This window comes from Streptomyces sp. NPDC036764 (assembly GCF_055609385.1).
Map to the genome: position 1 here is coordinate 197,098 of NZ_JBVJPT010000008.1, position 15,466 is coordinate 212,563.

16 protein-coding genes are annotated in these 15,466 nt (G+C 70.1%); 8 read left to right on the forward strand and 8 right to left on the reverse strand.

From position 1 onward, the window contains the following. Window positions 1-23: 23 nt before the first annotated feature. Window positions 24-923, forward strand: a complete 900-nt coding sequence (locus ACZ69Q_RS27775) for a hypothetical protein (RefSeq protein ID WP_471046679.1) — start codon at window positions 24-26, stop codon at window positions 921-923. A 9-nt stretch (window positions 924-932) separates the two neighbouring features. Here the strand turns inward: ACZ69Q_RS27775 and ACZ69Q_RS27780 are convergent, their stop codons facing one another. Together ACZ69Q_RS27780 and ACZ69Q_RS27785 are read right to left on the reverse strand one after the other, a co-directional pair. Then, the gene (locus ACZ69Q_RS27780) at window positions 933-3,329 is read right to left on the reverse strand and encodes a cation-translocating P-type ATPase (protein ID WP_471046681.1); all 2,397 of its coding nucleotides are present in this window, start codon (window positions 3,327-3,329) and stop codon (window positions 933-935) included. Between the two features lie 104 nt (window positions 3,330-3,433). After that, the gene (locus ACZ69Q_RS27785; RefSeq protein WP_471046683.1) at window positions 3,434-3,733 is read right to left on the reverse strand and encodes a DUF2530 domain-containing protein; all 300 of its coding nucleotides are present in this window, start codon (window positions 3,731-3,733) and stop codon (window positions 3,434-3,436) included. A 118-nt stretch (window positions 3,734-3,851) separates the two neighbouring features. Here ACZ69Q_RS27785 and ACZ69Q_RS27790 point away from each other — a divergent pair, with 118 nt between their 5' ends. Next, on the forward strand, window positions 3,852-5,303 hold the full coding sequence (locus tag ACZ69Q_RS27790) for an NCS2 family permease (RefSeq protein WP_471046685.1): 1,452 nt from the start codon (window positions 3,852-3,854) through the stop codon (window positions 5,301-5,303). On the opposite strand, the gene ACZ69Q_RS27795 is transcribed toward ACZ69Q_RS27790, so the two are convergent. Beyond that, a complete protein-coding gene (locus ACZ69Q_RS27795) occupies window positions 5,296-5,478 on the reverse strand; it encodes a ribbon-helix-helix protein, CopG family (protein WP_432193889.1) in 183 nt (60 codons plus the stop codon). The genes ACZ69Q_RS27790 and ACZ69Q_RS27795 overlap by 8 nt on opposite strands. A gap of 119 nt (window positions 5,479-5,597) precedes the next feature. Here ACZ69Q_RS27795 and ACZ69Q_RS27800 point away from each other — a divergent pair, with 119 nt between their 5' ends. Both ACZ69Q_RS27800 and ACZ69Q_RS27805 read left to right on the forward strand, forming a co-directional pair. Next, window positions 5,598-6,035: a MarR family winged helix-turn-helix transcriptional regulator gene (locus ACZ69Q_RS27800; protein WP_471046687.1), complete on the forward strand. Its 438-nt coding sequence runs from the start codon at window positions 5,598-5,600 to the stop codon at window positions 6,033-6,035. Window positions 6,036-6,140: 105 nt separating this feature from the next. Further along, window positions 6,141-7,412 (forward strand): MFS transporter, encoded by a 1,272-nt coding sequence (locus tag ACZ69Q_RS27805; protein WP_471046689.1) that lies wholly within the window; start codon window positions 6,141-6,143, stop codon window positions 7,410-7,412. A 60-nt stretch (window positions 7,413-7,472) separates the two neighbouring features. On the opposite strand, the gene ACZ69Q_RS27810 is transcribed toward ACZ69Q_RS27805, so the two are convergent. Further along, entirely contained in the window at window positions 7,473-7,991 is a 519-nt protein-coding gene (locus tag ACZ69Q_RS27810; RefSeq protein ID WP_471046691.1) for a GNAT family N-acetyltransferase, read from the reverse strand. 25 nt (window positions 7,992-8,016) lie between these two features. On the opposite strand from ACZ69Q_RS27810, the gene thpR reads away from it, so the two are divergent. Then, entirely contained in the window at window positions 8,017-8,589 is a 573-nt protein-coding gene (gene thpR / locus ACZ69Q_RS27815) for an RNA 2',3'-cyclic phosphodiesterase (RefSeq protein ID WP_471046693.1), read from the forward strand. Between the two features lie 131 nt (window positions 8,590-8,720). On the opposite strand, the gene ACZ69Q_RS27820 is transcribed toward thpR, so the two are convergent. After that, window positions 8,721-9,716, reverse strand: coding sequence for an aldo/keto reductase (locus tag ACZ69Q_RS27820; protein WP_471046695.1), 996 nt, complete (start codon window positions 9,714-9,716; stop codon window positions 8,721-8,723). Between the two features lie 163 nt (window positions 9,717-9,879). On the opposite strand from ACZ69Q_RS27820, the gene ACZ69Q_RS27825 reads away from it, so the two are divergent. Next, entirely contained in the window at window positions 9,880-11,487 is a 1,608-nt protein-coding gene (locus ACZ69Q_RS27825; RefSeq protein WP_471046696.1) for an amidase, read from the forward strand. 7 nt (window positions 11,488-11,494) lie between these two features. Here the strand turns inward: ACZ69Q_RS27825 and ACZ69Q_RS27830 are convergent, their stop codons facing one another. Then, window positions 11,495-12,088: a Uma2 family endonuclease gene (locus tag ACZ69Q_RS27830; RefSeq protein ID WP_471046697.1), complete on the reverse strand. Its 594-nt coding sequence runs from the start codon at window positions 12,086-12,088 to the stop codon at window positions 11,495-11,497. Between the two features lie 108 nt (window positions 12,089-12,196). After that, window positions 12,197-12,883, reverse strand: coding sequence for an SGNH/GDSL hydrolase family protein (locus ACZ69Q_RS27835; RefSeq protein ID WP_471046699.1), 687 nt, complete (start codon window positions 12,881-12,883; stop codon window positions 12,197-12,199). 99 nt (window positions 12,884-12,982) lie between these two features. On the opposite strand from ACZ69Q_RS27835, the gene ACZ69Q_RS27840 reads away from it, so the two are divergent. Continuing rightward, entirely contained in the window at window positions 12,983-13,954 is a 972-nt protein-coding gene (locus tag ACZ69Q_RS27840; protein ID WP_471046701.1) for a WD40 repeat domain-containing protein, read from the forward strand. A gap of 115 nt (window positions 13,955-14,069) precedes the next feature. Continuing rightward, entirely contained in the window at window positions 14,070-14,612 is a 543-nt protein-coding gene (locus tag ACZ69Q_RS27845) for a hypothetical protein (protein ID WP_471046703.1), read from the forward strand. A gap of 30 nt (window positions 14,613-14,642) precedes the next feature. On the opposite strand, the gene ACZ69Q_RS27850 is transcribed toward ACZ69Q_RS27845, so the two are convergent. Beyond that, a complete protein-coding gene (locus tag ACZ69Q_RS27850; RefSeq protein ID WP_471046704.1) occupies window positions 14,643-15,422 on the reverse strand; it encodes a TetR/AcrR family transcriptional regulator in 780 nt (259 codons plus the stop codon). Window positions 15,423-15,466 lie beyond the last annotated feature (44 nt).

The window sequence follows — 15,466 nt, forward strand, 5'->3', positions numbered from 1 at the left end:
CCTTTTCCGTACCAGGGGAACGCATGCGCATCAGAGCCACCGTGGCCGCCGTCTCCGGCGCCCTCGCCCTCTCTGCCCTCGCCGTCCCGGCCGCGCAGGCCGACGATTCCGGTGCCTTTCGCGCGGACGTCGCGAAGGTCCGCCAGGCCGCGCACGCGGCGTCGGCCAGGGCCGCGGGCAAGCCGTACGCCCTGAACGTCTCCTTCTCCAACTTCAAGATCGCCAAGGCGGTCAAGGCGGGCACGACCAACCACGTCGCCACCACGGTCACCTACACGCTGACCCACGGCGCGGACGTCAACATCGCCGCCCGCGACTTCGTCACCGACCCGATCATCTACCGGGGCTCGTACACCCGGCCGGACAACATGCTCTACGGCAACAAGCCGGCCAAGTGCACCGCGACCGACGCGACCACCGCCACCTGCAAGGGCACCATCGACGTCTACCCGGGCGACCACGAGCTGCGCAACACCGACGCCGGCACCTGGCGGGCCGCCGCCGAGGCCACCGCGTTCAACGGCCAGGACCCGGCGGGCGAGACCTTCGACATCACCAAGGTCGGCTACAAGGGCCAGAGCGGTCTCGGCAGCACGCTGATGCAGCGCGTCTCGAAGCTGACGGTGGACGCCTCGCCGGAGCCGGTGACGAAGGGCAAGACCATCACGGTCACCGGCAAGCTGTCCCGCGCCAACTGGGACCGCGGCACGTACAACGGCTACGTCGAGCAGCCCGTGAACCTTCAGTTCCGCAAGAACGGCAGCGACACCTACACCACGGTCAAGACCGTGAAGACCAACGCGACCGGCAACCTCAAGACCACGGTCACCGCCACCCAGGACGGCTACTTCCGCTTCACCTTCGCGGGCACCACGACGACTCCGGCGGCCACCACGGCGGGCGACTTCGTCGACGTCCGGTAGCCATCGCCACTAGTCCGGGAACCGGCGGTCGACCCATCTCCACGCAACCTCCAGGGCGACCGCCGCCCCCGCCGAGATCCCCACCGCGATCCACGGCATCGTCATCCCGACCAGCTTCAGCGCGAAGAACTCCTGAAGCCACGGCACCACCAGCACCACGAGGAACCCGAGCCCCATCGCGGCCACCAGGGCGACGCGCCACCAGGTGTAGGGCCGGGCGATGATGGCCAGCACCCACATCGAGATCAGGAAGAGCGTCAGCGTGGCGACGCTCGTCTCGGCGTCCAGCGAGCCCTCGCCCGTGTAGTAGTGCCGGGCGATCAGATACGTCCCGAAGGTCGCGATCCCCGCCACCACGCCGCCCGGGATCGAGTACCGCATGACCCGCTGTACGAAATGGGGCTTCGCGCGCTCCTTGTTGGGCGCGAGGGCCAGGAAGAACGCGGGGACGCCGATGGTGAGGGTGGACAGCAGGGTCAGATGGCGCGGCAGGAACGGGTACTCCACCTGCCAGAGCACCACCATCAGGGCCAGCAGCACCGAGTAGACCGTCTTGACCAGGAACAGCGTCGCCACGCGCGTGATGTTGCCGATGACCCGGCGCCCCTCGGCCACCACCGACGGCAGCGTCGCGAAGCTGTTGTTCAGCAGCACGATCTGCGCCACGGCCCGCGTCGCCTCCGACCCCGAGCCCATCGCCACGCCGATGTCGGCGTCCTTCAGGGCGAGGACGTCGTTCACGCCGTCGCCGGTCATGGCGACGGTGTGCCCGTGGGACTGGAGCGCGCCCACCATGTGCTGCTTCTGCTGCGGGGTGACCCTCCCGAACACGGTGCCCTCGTCCAGGGCCGTCGCCATCGCGTCCTTGTCGCGGGGCAGCGTGCGGGCGTCGACGGTCGTGCCGGTCAGCCCCAGCTTGCCCGCCACCGCCCCGACGGACACCGCGTTGTCCCCGGAGATCACCTTTGCCCGGACGTTCTGGTCCGCGAAGTAGCGCAGGGTGTCGGCGGCGTCGGGCCGCAGCCGCTGCTCCAGTACGACGAGGGCGGTCGGATCGGCGCCCTCGGCCACGTCGGGATCGTCGAGGTCGCGGCCGGCCCGGGCCAGCAGCAGCACCCGCAGCCCCTGCTCGTTGAGGCGATCGGTTTCGGCCAGGGCCGGGTCGTCGTCGGGCAGCAGCACATCGGGGGCGCCCAGCAGCCAGGTGCCGGCCTCGCCGTCGCCCTCGCTGAAGCTCGCGCCGCTGTACTTGCGGGCGGAGGAGAAGGGCAGGGACTCGGTGCAGCGCCAGTCATCGGCGTCCGGGTAGGCGTCGATGATGGCTTTCAGGGAGGCGTTCGGGCGGGGGTCGGACTCGCCGAGGGCGCCGAGCACCTTGCCGACGTACGCCTCGTCGTTGCCGTTCAGGGTGCGCAGCTCGGTGACGTCCATGCCGCCCTCGGTGAGGGTGCCGGTCTTGTCCAGGCAGACGGTGTCGACGCGGGCGAGGCCCTCGATGGCGGGCAGCTCCTGGACGAGGCACTGCTGGCGGCCGAGGCGGATGACGCCGATCGCGAAGGCCACGGAGGTGAGCAGGACCAGCCCCTCGGGGACCATGGGCACGATGCCGCCGACGGTCCGGGCGATGGAGTCGTCGAGGTCCTTGTTCTTCACGACGAGCTGGGTGACGATCAGGCCGAGCGCGGCCGGGATCATCATCCACGTCACGTACTTGAGGATGGTGGAGATGCCGGAGCGCAGCTCGGACTGGACGAGGGTGAAGCGGGACGCCTCCTCGGCGAGCTGGGCGGCATAGGCCTCGCGGCCGACCTTGGTGGCCTGGAAGGCGCCGCCGCCCGCGACGACGAAGCTGCCGGACAGGACCGGATCGCCGGGCCGTTTGACGACCGGGTCGGCCTCGCCGGTGAGCAGTGACTCGTCGATCTCCAGCCCGTCGGCCTCGACGCACACGCCGTCCACCACAACCTTGTCGCCCGGCCCGACCTCGATCAGGTCGTCCAGCACGATGTCCGAGGTGCCGACCTGGGCGGCGACGCCGTCCCGCCGCACGGTGGGCCGTGCCTCACCGATCACCGCGAGCGAGTCGAGGGTCTTCTTCGCCCGCCACTCCTGGATGATCCCGATGCCGGTGTTGGCGAGGATCACGAAGCCGAACAGGCTGTCCTGGATCGGCGCGACGAACAGCATGATCAGCCACAGCAGGCCGATGATCGCGTTGAACCGGGTGAAGACGTTGGCGCGAACGATCTCGGCCATCGACCGGCTGGAGCGCACCGGCAGATCGTTGACCCGGCCCTGCGCGACCCGCTCGGCCACCTCGGCGGCGGTCAGCCCGCCCGATGCCACCGGGACGGCGGCGGGGCGCACGGGATTGTCCACTTCGGTGCCCGCGTCGGCATGCGTCATGCATTCGACGGTACGTGCGGATTTACGCCTTCACCCGCCGAGTGGGCGGAAGTTCCGACTTGGGGAGGACGGGGTCTCGTGCCCTGGTTGTAGGGCGCGGTGCCTCAGGACGACTGGGGTTCGCCGGTCGTTTCCCTGGGCTCCGCGGTGGCGGCCGCCGCGCGCTTGAGAGCCGCGTCGCGCCTGCGGACGTACCAGATGCCGATGAGCCCGAGTCCGCCGCCGGCCAGGCAGGTCCACACCCACCAGGTGTGGCCGTGGTCGTCGAACCAGCCGTAGAAGGGGAGCTGCGCGAGGAAGAGGACGAACCAGAGGATCGTGCCGCCGACGATGGTGGGGACCACCGGCCCCTCCAGGGGCTCCGGCGCCTCGTGCTTGATGGGTCCCGTGAAAAATCCGACCATGGAGGACAGCTTACGAGGCGATCAGATCTACGCGCGGAGATAGCCGATCGGGGCTTTATATGTTCATACTGAAACGGTTTGTGTCTGACCACTTCTCTTCGTAGGAAACACCAAAAGAATGTCCACCTCGGCTCCTGCCAAGGCCCCCACCCCTGAACAGCCGGGAGCCGGGCCCTCCAGCGGCGCACTCGACCGCTTCTTCAAGATCTCCGAACGCGGCAGCACACTGTCCCGTGAGATCCGCGGCGGTTTCGCCACTTTCTTCGCGATGGCGTACATCATCGTGCTGAACCCGATCATCCTCGGCAGCGCGAAGGACATGTACGGCCATCAGCTCGACAACGGCCAGCTCGTCACCGCGACCGCCCTGACGGCGGCGTTCACCACGCTGCTGATGGGCGTCATCGGCAATGTGCCGATCGCGCTGGCGGCCGGTCTGGGCGTGAACTCGGTCGTCGCGCTCCAGCTCGCGCCCCGGATGTCCTGGCCGGACGCGATGGGCATGGTGGTCCTGGCCGGTTTCGTGGTCATGCTGCTGGTCGCCACCGGTCTGCGCGAGCGCGTCATGAACGCCGTGCCCTACAGCCTGCGCAAGGCCATCTCCATCGGTATCGGCCTGTTCATCATGCTGATCGGCCTGGTCGACTCCGGCTTCGTCTCGCGCATCCCGGACGCCGCCCACACCACGGTCCCGCTCCAGCTCGGCGCCGACGGTCACCTCAACGGCTGGCCGGTGCTCGTCTTCATCCTCGGCGCGCTGCTCACCCTCGCGCTGATCGTGCGCAAGGTCCCCGGCGCGATCCTCATCTCGATCGTGGCGATGACCGTGCTCGCCGTCGTCATCGAGGCCGTCGCGAACGTGCCGTCCTGGGGCCTGACGACCCCGAAGTGGCCCGGCAACCCCTTCGACAGCCCCGACTTCGGCCTGATCGGCCAGGTCAGCCTGTTCGGCGGCTTCGGCAAGGTCGGCGTGCTGACCGGCATCCTCTTCGTCTTCACGGTCCTGCTGTCCTGCTTCTTCGACGCCATGGGCACGATCATGGGCGTCAGCGACGAGGCGAAGCTGACGGACGCCCAGGGCCAGATGCCGGGCATCAACAAGGTGCTGTTCGTCGACGGTGTCGCCGTCGCCGCGGGCGGTGCCAGCTCCTCCTCGGCCACCACGGCATTCGTGGAGTCCACGGCCGGCGTCGGCGAGGGCGCACGCACCGGCTTCGCGAACGTCGTCACCGGCGCGCTCTTCGCCGTGGCGCTGTTCCTGACGCCGGTCGCCACCATGGTCCCGTCGCAGGCGGCCACTCCGGCCCTGCTCGCGGTCGGATTCCTGATCCTTGCGAACTCCGTCAAGGAGATCGACTGGGCCGACTACACGATCTCGATCCCGGCCTTCGTGACGATGGTGATGATGCCGTTCACCTACTCGATCACCAACGGCATCGGCATGGGCTTCATCACCTTCGCAGTGCTGCGCCTGGCCGCCGGCCGGGGCAGGGAGGTGCCGGTGGCGATGTACGTCGTCTCCGCCGTCTTCGCCTTCTTCTACCTGATGCCGGCGCTGGGGCTCACGTAAGGCCGTAGAACTTCTCGGTCTCATCGACGGCGGACTGGAACCGCTCGTCGAAGTCATCACGGATGAGCGTCCGGACCACGTAGTCCTGGACGCTCATTCCTCTTTTCGCCGCATGCTCCTTCAGTCGCTCGAGCAGCTCGTGGTCTATCCGCAGGCTGAGCACGCTGGTCCCCATGGACACGAGGGTTGCCTCATGTGCGGGTCCGGCGTGTCACGTTCCGCCACCGGATCACCCGGATGAGTGACACCGTACCCGGTGGTCTTTAGTCAGGGTAATGAGTTACGCTAAGGAACATGTCGGACCTCACCCATGGCGACGACGCTGCCGCCGTGAACTCCCTGCGCTCAGCCGTGATGCGACTGTCGCGTCGGCTCAAGCATCAGCGGGTCGACGAGTCGCTGAGCCCCACCGAGATGTCGGTGCTGGGCACCCTCTCCCTCTGCGGCAAGGCCACCCCCGGTGAGCTGGCCCGCAAGGAGCACGTCCAGCCGCCGTCGATGACCCGCATCGTCGCGCTGCTGGAGTCCAAGGGCCTGGTCCAACTGGAGCCGCACCCGGAGGACCGGCGCCAGAAGGTCGTCACGAAGACGGAGCAGGCCGAGGCGATGCTCGAGGAGAGCCGCCGCAAGCGCAACGCCTTCCTGGCCACCCTGGTCGAGGGCCTGGACGAGGACGAGTGGGCGAAACTGCGCGCCGCCGCCCCCGTGCTGGAGAAGCTCGCGCATCTGTAAGCAGTCGTCGCAAGGAGGCGAACACTTTTGAGTTCGGGACCCGGAGCAAATTCCGCACCCGCACCGACCGCACCTACTACCCCCTCCGGCCCCCGCAAGTCCTCGATGTTCAGCTCGCTGAAGGTCCGGAACTACCGGCTGTTCTTCCTCGGCCAGGTCGTCTCCAACACCGGCACCTGGATGCAGCGCATCGCCCAGGACTGGCTGGTGCTCGGCCTCACCGGCTCCGCCACGGCCGTCGGCATCACGACGGCCCTGCAGTTCCTGCCGATGCTGCTCCTCGGCCTCTACGGCGGCGTCCTCGTCGACCGTCTGCCCAAGCGCCGCACGCTGCTCGTCACCCAGTCGGCGATGGCCCTCACCGGGATCGCGCTCGCCGTCCTCACCCTCACCGGACACGTCCAGGTCTGGCACGTCTACCTGGCCGCCTTCGCCGTCGGCCTCGCGACCGTCGTCGACAACCCGGCCCGGCAGTCCTTCGTCTCCGAGATGGTCGGCCCGGACCAGCTCCAGAACGCGGTCAGTCTGAACTCCGCGAACTTCCAGTCGGCCCGGCTCGTCGGCCCCGCCGTCGCCGGACTGATGATCACGGGTGTCGGCACGGGCTGGGCGTTCCTCGCCAACGGCCTGTCCTTCGTCGCGCCCATCGCCGGTCTGCTGCTGATGCGGGCGCGCGAGCTGTACCCCGTGCGGCGGGCGCCGCGCGGCAAGGGGCAGATGCGGGAGGGCCTGCGGTACGTCGCCGGGCGCCCGGAGCTGATCTGGACCATCGTCCTCGCCGGGTTCGTCAGCACCTTCGGCTTCAACTTCCCGGTCTATCTGTCGGCCTTCGCCGACGACGTCTTCCACGCGGGCGCGGGCTCCTACAGCCTCTTCAACACGCTGATGGCGGTCGGCTCCCTGGCCGGCGCCCTGCTCGCGGCCCGGCGCGGTACGGCCCGGATGCGGGTGCTGGTCGCGGGGGCGGTGGCCTTCGGCACGATGGAGATCGTCGCCGCGTTCGCTCCCTCGCTGTGGCTGTTCGCCCTGCTCATGGCGCCCATCGGGATGTTCGGCATGACGGTGAACGTCACCGCCAACTCCAGCATCCAGATGGCCACCGACCCGAGCATGCGGGGCCGGGTGATGGCCCTGTACATGATGGTGTTCATGGGCGGAGCGCCGCTGGGCGCCCCGATCGCCGGCTGGATCACGGACGCGTACGGCGTCCGGGCGGGCATGGCGGTGGGCGGCGCGATCACCGCCGCAGCCGCCGTGACGATCGCCCTGGTCCTGGCCCGGATGGGCGGCCTGCGCCTGTCGGTGGGCTGGAACCGCGGCCACCCGCACGTCAGGTTCGTGCCCCGGGAACAGGAACAGCTCGCCGCCGCGGCGTGAGCCACCGGGGGAGGGCCGGAGCGCGAAGCCCGGCCCTCCCGGCCGGTGGGCCGAACCGGGTCACACCCGCCGGGCCAGCACCTGCCCCGGCCAGCCGTTCGTGCCCTCGTAGGTCTCGGTGCGGACGAAGCCGTTGCTCTCGTAGTAGCGGACGAGTCCGCCGTCGCCGCCCGCGTAGCAGTCCACCCGCAGCAGCGAGACGCCTGCCCGCCGGGTCACCTCGGCGGCGTGGGCGATCAGGGCGCTGCCCGCGCCGTGGCCCTTGAAGCGGCGGTCGGAGGCGAGCCAGTGGATGTAGCGCTCGGGTTCGCCGGGCGGCGCGAGGTGGGACAGGGAGGGGCCGGGGGAGTCGGTGAGGGTGAGGGAGGCGGCCGGCACGCCGTCGACCTCGGCGACGAAGAGGCTGCCCTCGTCCACGTTGCGGGTGACGGACTCCACGGTCCGCGGGTTCTTCGACAGGGGCTCGGTCCCCCACTGCCCGGTGCGACCCTGCCCGGCCAGCCACTCGACGCAGCTATCGAGCATGCCCAGTATCACGGGGATGTCGTCGGGCCCGCCTTCTCTGATGGTGATCGACATCCCCCCATGGTGCCAGGCTGGACCCATGAGACTCTTCGCAGCCGTGCTGCCACCGCAGGACGTGGCCCGTGAACTGGCCGCCGAGGTCGCCGAGTTGCGGGGGCTGCCCGGTGCCGACGCGCTGCGCTGGACCGGCCTACCCGGCTGGCACTTCACCCTCGCCTTCTACGGCGAGGTCGACGACGACCTCGTCCCCGAGCTGTCGGAGAGGCTGGAGCGGGCCGCCCGGCGCACCGCCCCCTTCCCGCTGGCCCTGCGCGGCGGCGGGCAGTTCGGGCACGGGCGAGCCCTGTGGGCGGGGGCCGAGGGCGACCTTCAGACGCTGCGGCTGCTGGCGGACCGCAGTGAGGCCGCGGCGCGCAAGGCCGGGGTCCCGATGGGCGAGCACCGCCGCTACAAGCCGCACCTCACGCTTGCCAGGAGCCGGTCGGCGGTGGACGTACGCCCGTACACGACGGCGCTCGACGCGTTCACGAGCCGCACCTGGACGGTGGACGAGCTGGTGCTGATGCGCAGCCACCTGCCGAGATCCGGGGTCGCGGGCGAGCAGCCCCGCTACGAGGCGGTCGCCCGCCGGCCGCTCGGGGGCGCCGGTTAGGCTCGACGGCGTGGACCCGAAAACCCGAAACCGGATCATGGCCGGTGCGCTCGTGCTGATGTTCGTGCTGGTGGCGCTGGCGGCGGCCCTCGGCAAGTGACCGAGCGCCCCCGCCGCGCCCACACGCTCTCCTACCAGGCGAACGCCTCCGGAGACGGCCCAGGGCCGGGGAAGATCTCGTCCAGCCCCGCCAGCAGCTCGTCGCTCAGCTCCAGCTCGACCGCCCGCAGCGCGGACTCGAGCTGCCCCGCGGTGCGCGGGCCGACGATCGGGCCCGTCACGCCCGGACGGGTCAGCAGCCAGGCCAGCGCGGCCTCGCCGGGCTCTACACCGTGCTTGTCGAGCAGGTCCTCGTACGCCTGGATCTTCGCGCGCACGGCCGGGTCGGTCAGGGAGTCGGCGGCCCGCCCGGAGCCGCGGCGTCCGCCCTCGACCTCCTTCTTGATCATGCCGCCGAGCAGTCCGCCGTGCAGCGGCGACCACGGGATCACGCCGAGGCCGTACTCCTGCGCGGCCGGGATGACCTCCATCTCGGCGCGGCGCTCGAAGAGGTTGTAGAGGCACTGCTCGCTGACCAGGCCGATGGTGCCGCCGCGCCGGGCGGCGGTCTCGTTGGCCTGGGCGATCTTGTAGCCGGGGAAGTTGCTGGAGCCCGCATACAGGATCTTGCCCTGCTGCACGAGGACGTCGATCGCCTGCCAGATCTCCTCGAAGCCGGTGGCCCGGTCGATGTGGTGGAACTGGTAGACGTCGATGTGGTCGGTCTGCAGCCGCTTGAGCGAGGCGTCCACGGCACGCCGGATGCTCACCGCCGACAGCTTGTCGTGGTTGGGCCACGCGGCGGTGCCGTCCGGGGCCATGTTGCCGTACACCTTGGTGGCGAGGACGACCTTGTCGCGCCGCTCGCCGCCCTTCGCGAACCAGTTGCCGATGATCGTCTCGGTACGGCCCTTGTTCTCGCCCCAGCCGTACACGTTCGCCGTGTCGAAGAAGTTGATGCCGGCGTCCAGCGCCGCGTCCATGATCGCGTGGCTGTCCGCCTCGTCCGTCTGCGGACCGAAGTTCATGGTGCCGAGGACGAGCCGACCGACCTTGAGTCCCGTGCGTCCGAGCTGCGTGTACTTCATGCAGTGCACGCTAGCCAAGTGGAGTGCGCTCTAGGCAAGGGATCGAGGCCGGGACGTGCCGTCCGGGTGTTGTCCCCCCGGCGCTTCGGGGGGATCTCTCCCGTTCCGAACGGGGGGACGGCCGGGGTGAGTTGAGGCGGCTTCGTCGGTAGCGTCGAAGTCCATGGGGATGTCCAAGGATCGCAGGCACACCACACGCCGGAACCTGCTCGCGCTCGGCACCGCGGCGGCGGCCACGCCCTGGCTGGGGGCGGCTCCGGCCCGGGCGCACACCGCCACCGCCACGGAACTCGACGAGCTCGGCATCGCGGAGCTGCAGGCGCGGATGGCCGACGGGCGGCTCGACGCCGTACGGCTCACCCGTCACTACCTGGAGCGGATCGAGCGCATCGACCCGCTGCTGCACGCGGTGATCGAGGTCAACCCCGACGCCCTGCGCGAGGCCCGGCAGTTGGACGGTGCGCGTGGGCCGCGAGGGCCGTTGCACGGGATGCCCGTTCTGCTGAAGGACCTGGTGGAGACGGGGGACCGGATGCACACGACCGCCGGGTCGCTCGCCCTGGAGGGGCTGCGGCCGGCGCGGGACGCCACGGTCGCCGCGCGGTTGCGGGCCGCCGGTGCCGTCATCCTCGGCAAGACCAACCTGAGCGAGTGGGCGGGCGGGATGTCGCTCACCCACCACGCCGGATGGAGCGCCCGCGGCGGGCAGACCCGCAACCCCTACAAGCTGGACCGGTCGCCGAACGAGTCCAGCTCCGGCACGGGCGCCGCCGTCGCGGCCAACCTGTGTGTCGCCGGCATCGGCACCGAGACCAACGGCTCGATCATCGACCCCGCCTCCGCGAACTGTGTCGTCGGGGTCAAGCCCACCGTCGGACTGGTCGGGCGCGGCGGGGTGATCCCCGGTGTGCCGAGCCAGGACAGCGTGGGCCCGATGGCGCGGACGGTCCGGGACGCCGCGATCCTGCTCGGCACGCTGGTCGGCGTCGACCCGCGCGACCCGGCGACCGAGGCGAGCCGGGGCCGTTACCACCGTGACTACACCCGCTTCCTGGACGCCGACGGGCTGCGCGGCGCCCGCATCGGCGTGCCGCGCACCGTGTACTTCGGCTACGACGCCCACGCCGACGAGATCGCTGAGCGGGCGATCGCCGTGCTGCGCGAAGCCGGCGCGACCGTCGTCGACCCGGCCGACATCCCGACGGCCGAGCAACTGGAGGACCTGCCCGGCTCGATGGTCGTCCAGGCCTACGAGATCAAGCGGGCGCTCAACGCCTACCTGGCCGCCGCCCCCGGCGACCACCCGCGCGGCCTCGCGGAGCTCATCGAGTTCAACCGGGCACACGCGGACCGCGAGTTGCGCTACGTACGTCAGGACGGACTGGAGGCAGTGCATCAACTGGACTTCAGCGAACGCGAGTACGGGCAGGCGCTGGCGATCAACCACCGGCTGTCCCGCGCCGAGGGCATCGACGCGGTGCTGCGCCGGCACCGCCTGGACGCCCTGGTGATGCCGACGTCCGGACCTCCGGCCAAGATCGACCTCATCCGCGGCGACACCTACACCGGCGGAGCCTCCACCCCCGCCGCCCTCGCCGGCTACCCCGCGATCAGCGTCCCCGCCGGCTACGCCTTCGGCCTCCCGGTGGGCCTCACCTTCATGGGAACGGCTTGGAGCGAGCCGACCCTGCTGCGGCTGGCGTACGCGTACGAGCGGGTGAGCCGGGTACGGCGGCCTCCGGCATACCGACCGGCCGACGTGGGGTTCTGAGAGGGCGTCAGTCGCGGGGGAAGTCGTCGGTCTTGAGGACGAGGTCGACGACTGTGCCGGTCAGGTCGAGGTCGGTGCCGAAGTCGACCCTCGTCCGTGTGGCGTAGTCGCCGTCCTTGGGGTCGGTGTGGATGTAACAGCGGCCCTGGTAGGGATCGGCAATGACATAGACAGGTACCTCGGCGATCGCATAGGCGGTCTTCTTCGGGCCGTAGTCGTTTGCGGCCGTGCCCATGGAGATGACTTCGGCCACGAATTCGGCGTCCTCGTACTGCCAGCGGCCCCTCTCGTCCTTCTCCGCGGTGTCGCGTAGCTTGACCACGTCCGGGCAGAAGCCGTTCTGGTGGCCCGGGAAGTCGATACGGACGTCCGAGAAGACCGTGATGTCCATCCCGAACCGGTCCTCGATCGCCCGTACAATCCGGCGGATGATCTCCCAGCGGGTGTCCCGCTGCGGCGTCATATGTACGTTGCCCCCGACGATCTCGACCCTGAATCCTTCGGGGACGGGCATCCGCTCAAAGCGCTCGAACCATTCGTCCAAGCTCTTGGTGTTGGCGTCGGTGTCGGCCATCTCGATCCTGTCTTCCAGGATGGTCATCGTGGCGCTCCTCCCCGGCTGCTCCGCACCAGTGCAGCCGCGCGGTTCAACGGTACGCACAGTGACCGCGGCACGGAGAGGTAGCTCACATGCCTGCGCCGTCGGCCGTCAGACGCCGTCCTTGTACGGCTCGCCCAGTCCCCATGCCTGGTACATCGCCTCCGCGAAACCCTGCGCGATCTTGTGCTCGCCGCTCGCGTTGGGGTGGGTGCCGTCGTAGGTGTCGAGATGGATGTCGTACGACGCCGGCGGGGACGCCAGGAGCAGCGGCGAGCGGGGCTCGTCCAGGTCCGCGACCGCCTTCGCCAGCAGTTCGTTGAAGCGGGCGACTTCGGCGGCGAACGGCGCGTCCGACTCGGCGCGCACGTTCGGGATCACCGGCAGGACCACCATCCGCACCCGCGGGTTCGCCGCCCGGGCCGCGGCCACGAAGTCCCGCGCGTTCTGCGCCGTCTGCTCCGCGTTCGTGTAGAAGCCCAGGTCGATCAGGCCCAGCGAGACCAGCAGCACATCGGCCCGGCACGAGCGCACCGCCTCGCCGATCAGCGGCGCCATGTGCAGCCAGCCCTCGCCCCAGCCGGCCAGATGCGCACGGGGGAAGGCCGGGTCGCAGTCGGCGTACTCGTACGACGCGGGCGCGTCCGCTGCCTTGTCGTACAGCGTCTCGCGCGGCCCGACGAGGGCGAAGGGGCCGCCGTAGGTGTCGCGCAGGTGCTGCCACATGCGGTAGCGCCACGTGTGTTCGCCTGCGCTGCCGATGGTCATGGAGTCGCCGACGGGCATGAACCTGAGCATCCGCTCATGATGGACGATCGCTACCGATAGGTAGGGGCGGGCGGGGTGTGAAGCCTGCCACGCCGCCCGAACGGTAGGAGCGGATGGCAGGCTTGGGGCATGCGCCGACCGCTCGCCATTCTCACCGGGGTCCTGCTCACGGGTGCGTTCACCCTGCCCGCCTCGGCCGCCGCCGGTGACGAGGACTTCACGATCAAGGACCCCCGCATCACGGAGTCCAGCGGTCTCGCCGCCTCGCGTCAGCACCCGGGCATCTACTGGACGCACAACGACCAGGACACCGGCGCCTACCTCTACGCCGTCGACAGCAGCACCGGCGAGACGGTCGCGAGGATCACCATGACGGGCGTCGGCACCCCGCGCGACGTGGAGGCGATCTCCATGGGCCCGGCCAACCAGCTCTACGTCGGCGACATCGGCGACAACGACGGTGTGCAGTGGCCGTACGTCTGGATCTACCGGCTGCCCGAGCCCAAGACGCTCAAGGACCAGACGATCCGGGCCACCCAGTACGTCGTGAAGTACACCGACGGCACCCGCGACGCCGAGTCGATGGTCGTGCACCCCAAGACCGGCCGGGTCTACATCATCGACAAGCACGAGGACGGCGGGCACCTGTACGAGGGGCCGGCCGAACTCTCCCCCTCCGGCACCAACGTCTTCAAGCCCACCGTCCCCGTCGACATGTGGGCCACCGACGCCGCCTTCTCCCCGGACGGCCGCACGCTCGCCGTACGCGGATACCTCGGCGGCATCGCGTACGACTGGAACGGCGGCAAGCTCAAGCGGCTGGAGCGCATCAGCGTGCCGCTGGGCCAGGGCGAGTCCGCCAGCTACTCGCCGGACGGCTCCAAGCTCATGCTCGGCATGGAGGGCGCCGGCAGCACCGTCGTCGCCGAGGACGCCCCCGGCGCCGCCGGATCCTCCGACTCCGCCACGGGCAGCGGGAGTTCGGCCTCCTCGGACGACGCCACCGACGGCCCCGACAGCAACCTCAAGGTCGGCGCCATCGCCTTGGTCGTCGCCTGCGCCGTACTGCTCGGCCTGCGACGGCTGTTGCGGCGCAGGTGACGGGCGTGGGCCCTGGACGCGGCCGAGGTGCGGGCAGGCGGGCCCTGACAGCGTCGCCGGACCCGGCGGGTGTCTGCGGGCTGTTGGAGAAGGAACCGAAGATCCTGGTGGGCGGATGAAGCGCGTCCTGGGGTGGGTGTGCGGTGTCGCCCTGGCCCTCGTCACCGGCTTGTGGTGGGTCACCGCGAGCTCCGACCTCGCCCTGTCCGCCGGGCTGTACGGCACCCCCGGCACGTACAGGGTGGAGAGCTGCTACGACACCGACCTCTCCGGAAGGAAGTCCAGCTACGACTGCGACGGGGACTTCACCCCGGACGGCGGCACCGCAGACGCGGTGACCCTGACGGACACCGGGCGCGACTACCCGGACGGCACCGAGTTCGACGCGCGGCACGGGGTCGCCTCTCAGACGGTCCAGCGGGTCGGGTTCTGGGGCGTCGTGGGTGAGCTGTGGCAGGTCGCGATCTGCGTGACCGTCCTGGCGATCCTCGCGTACCAGGCGATCAAGCCGCGGGGACGGGCCGCCCGCCGCGAGAACCACCGCCGGGAGCCCTCACCGCGCCAGAAGGCGGCCGACAGGGTGGGGTACGCCGTCCTGGTCGCCGTCCCCGTGGGTCTCCTGAGCTGGATCGCCATGCTCGTGGAGCCGACGTCGTAGGGACCGCCGGCAGGTCGGGTACGTCTACCTCTACGTCTCGTCCGCGCGGCGCGTGACGAAGACCTCCAGCCCGTCCAGGATCCGTTGCAGCCCGAACTCGAAGTGGTCGAAGTCGGGTCCCCAGGTGTTCTCGTCGAGGGACGCCATGAGGGGGTAGCGGCCGGACGCCAGCACCTTCTCCAGCATCGGGGTCTGGGCCTGCCAGAACTCCACGTCCGTCAGCCCCGTCCGGCGCTCCGCCTCCAACTGGTAGAGCTGGGTGCGCGCGGCCCCGACGACGTACCCGTCGATCATGATGATCGCCGAGACCAGCTCGGGGTCGGACAGGCCCATCGGTTTGATGCGGGTGAGCACCTTCTCCATGCCGTCGAGGGCGCTCGGGCCGAGGATCGGGCGGGACTGGTTGACCTGGAGCAGCCAGGGGTGGCGCTGGTACAGGGCGAGCGTCGCGCGGCCCATGGCCTCCAGGGCCGAGCGCCAGGTGCCGTCGCCGAGGTCCGCCGGGTTCTCGGAGGGCCGCTGGACGCGGTCCAGCATCAGGTCGAGCAGCTCGGCCTTGCCGGGGAGATAGCGGTACAGCGACATCGTGCCGGTGCCCAGTTCGGCGGCGACCCGGCGCATGGACACCGACTCCAGCCCCTCGGCGTCCGCGACCCCGACGGCCGCCTCCACGATCTGGTCCAGCGTGAGCGCCGGCTTGGGCCCGCGGCTCGGGCGCCGGCCCGTGTCCCACAGCAGCTCCAACGTGCGGACGATGTCGCCGCTGCCGCTGGTCTCCGTACCGCTGGTGCCGCCCTTGCCGCTTGTCATGCGCTTCAGCTTAAGTCCTCCAGAAAAAACTGGGTACGGTGTAC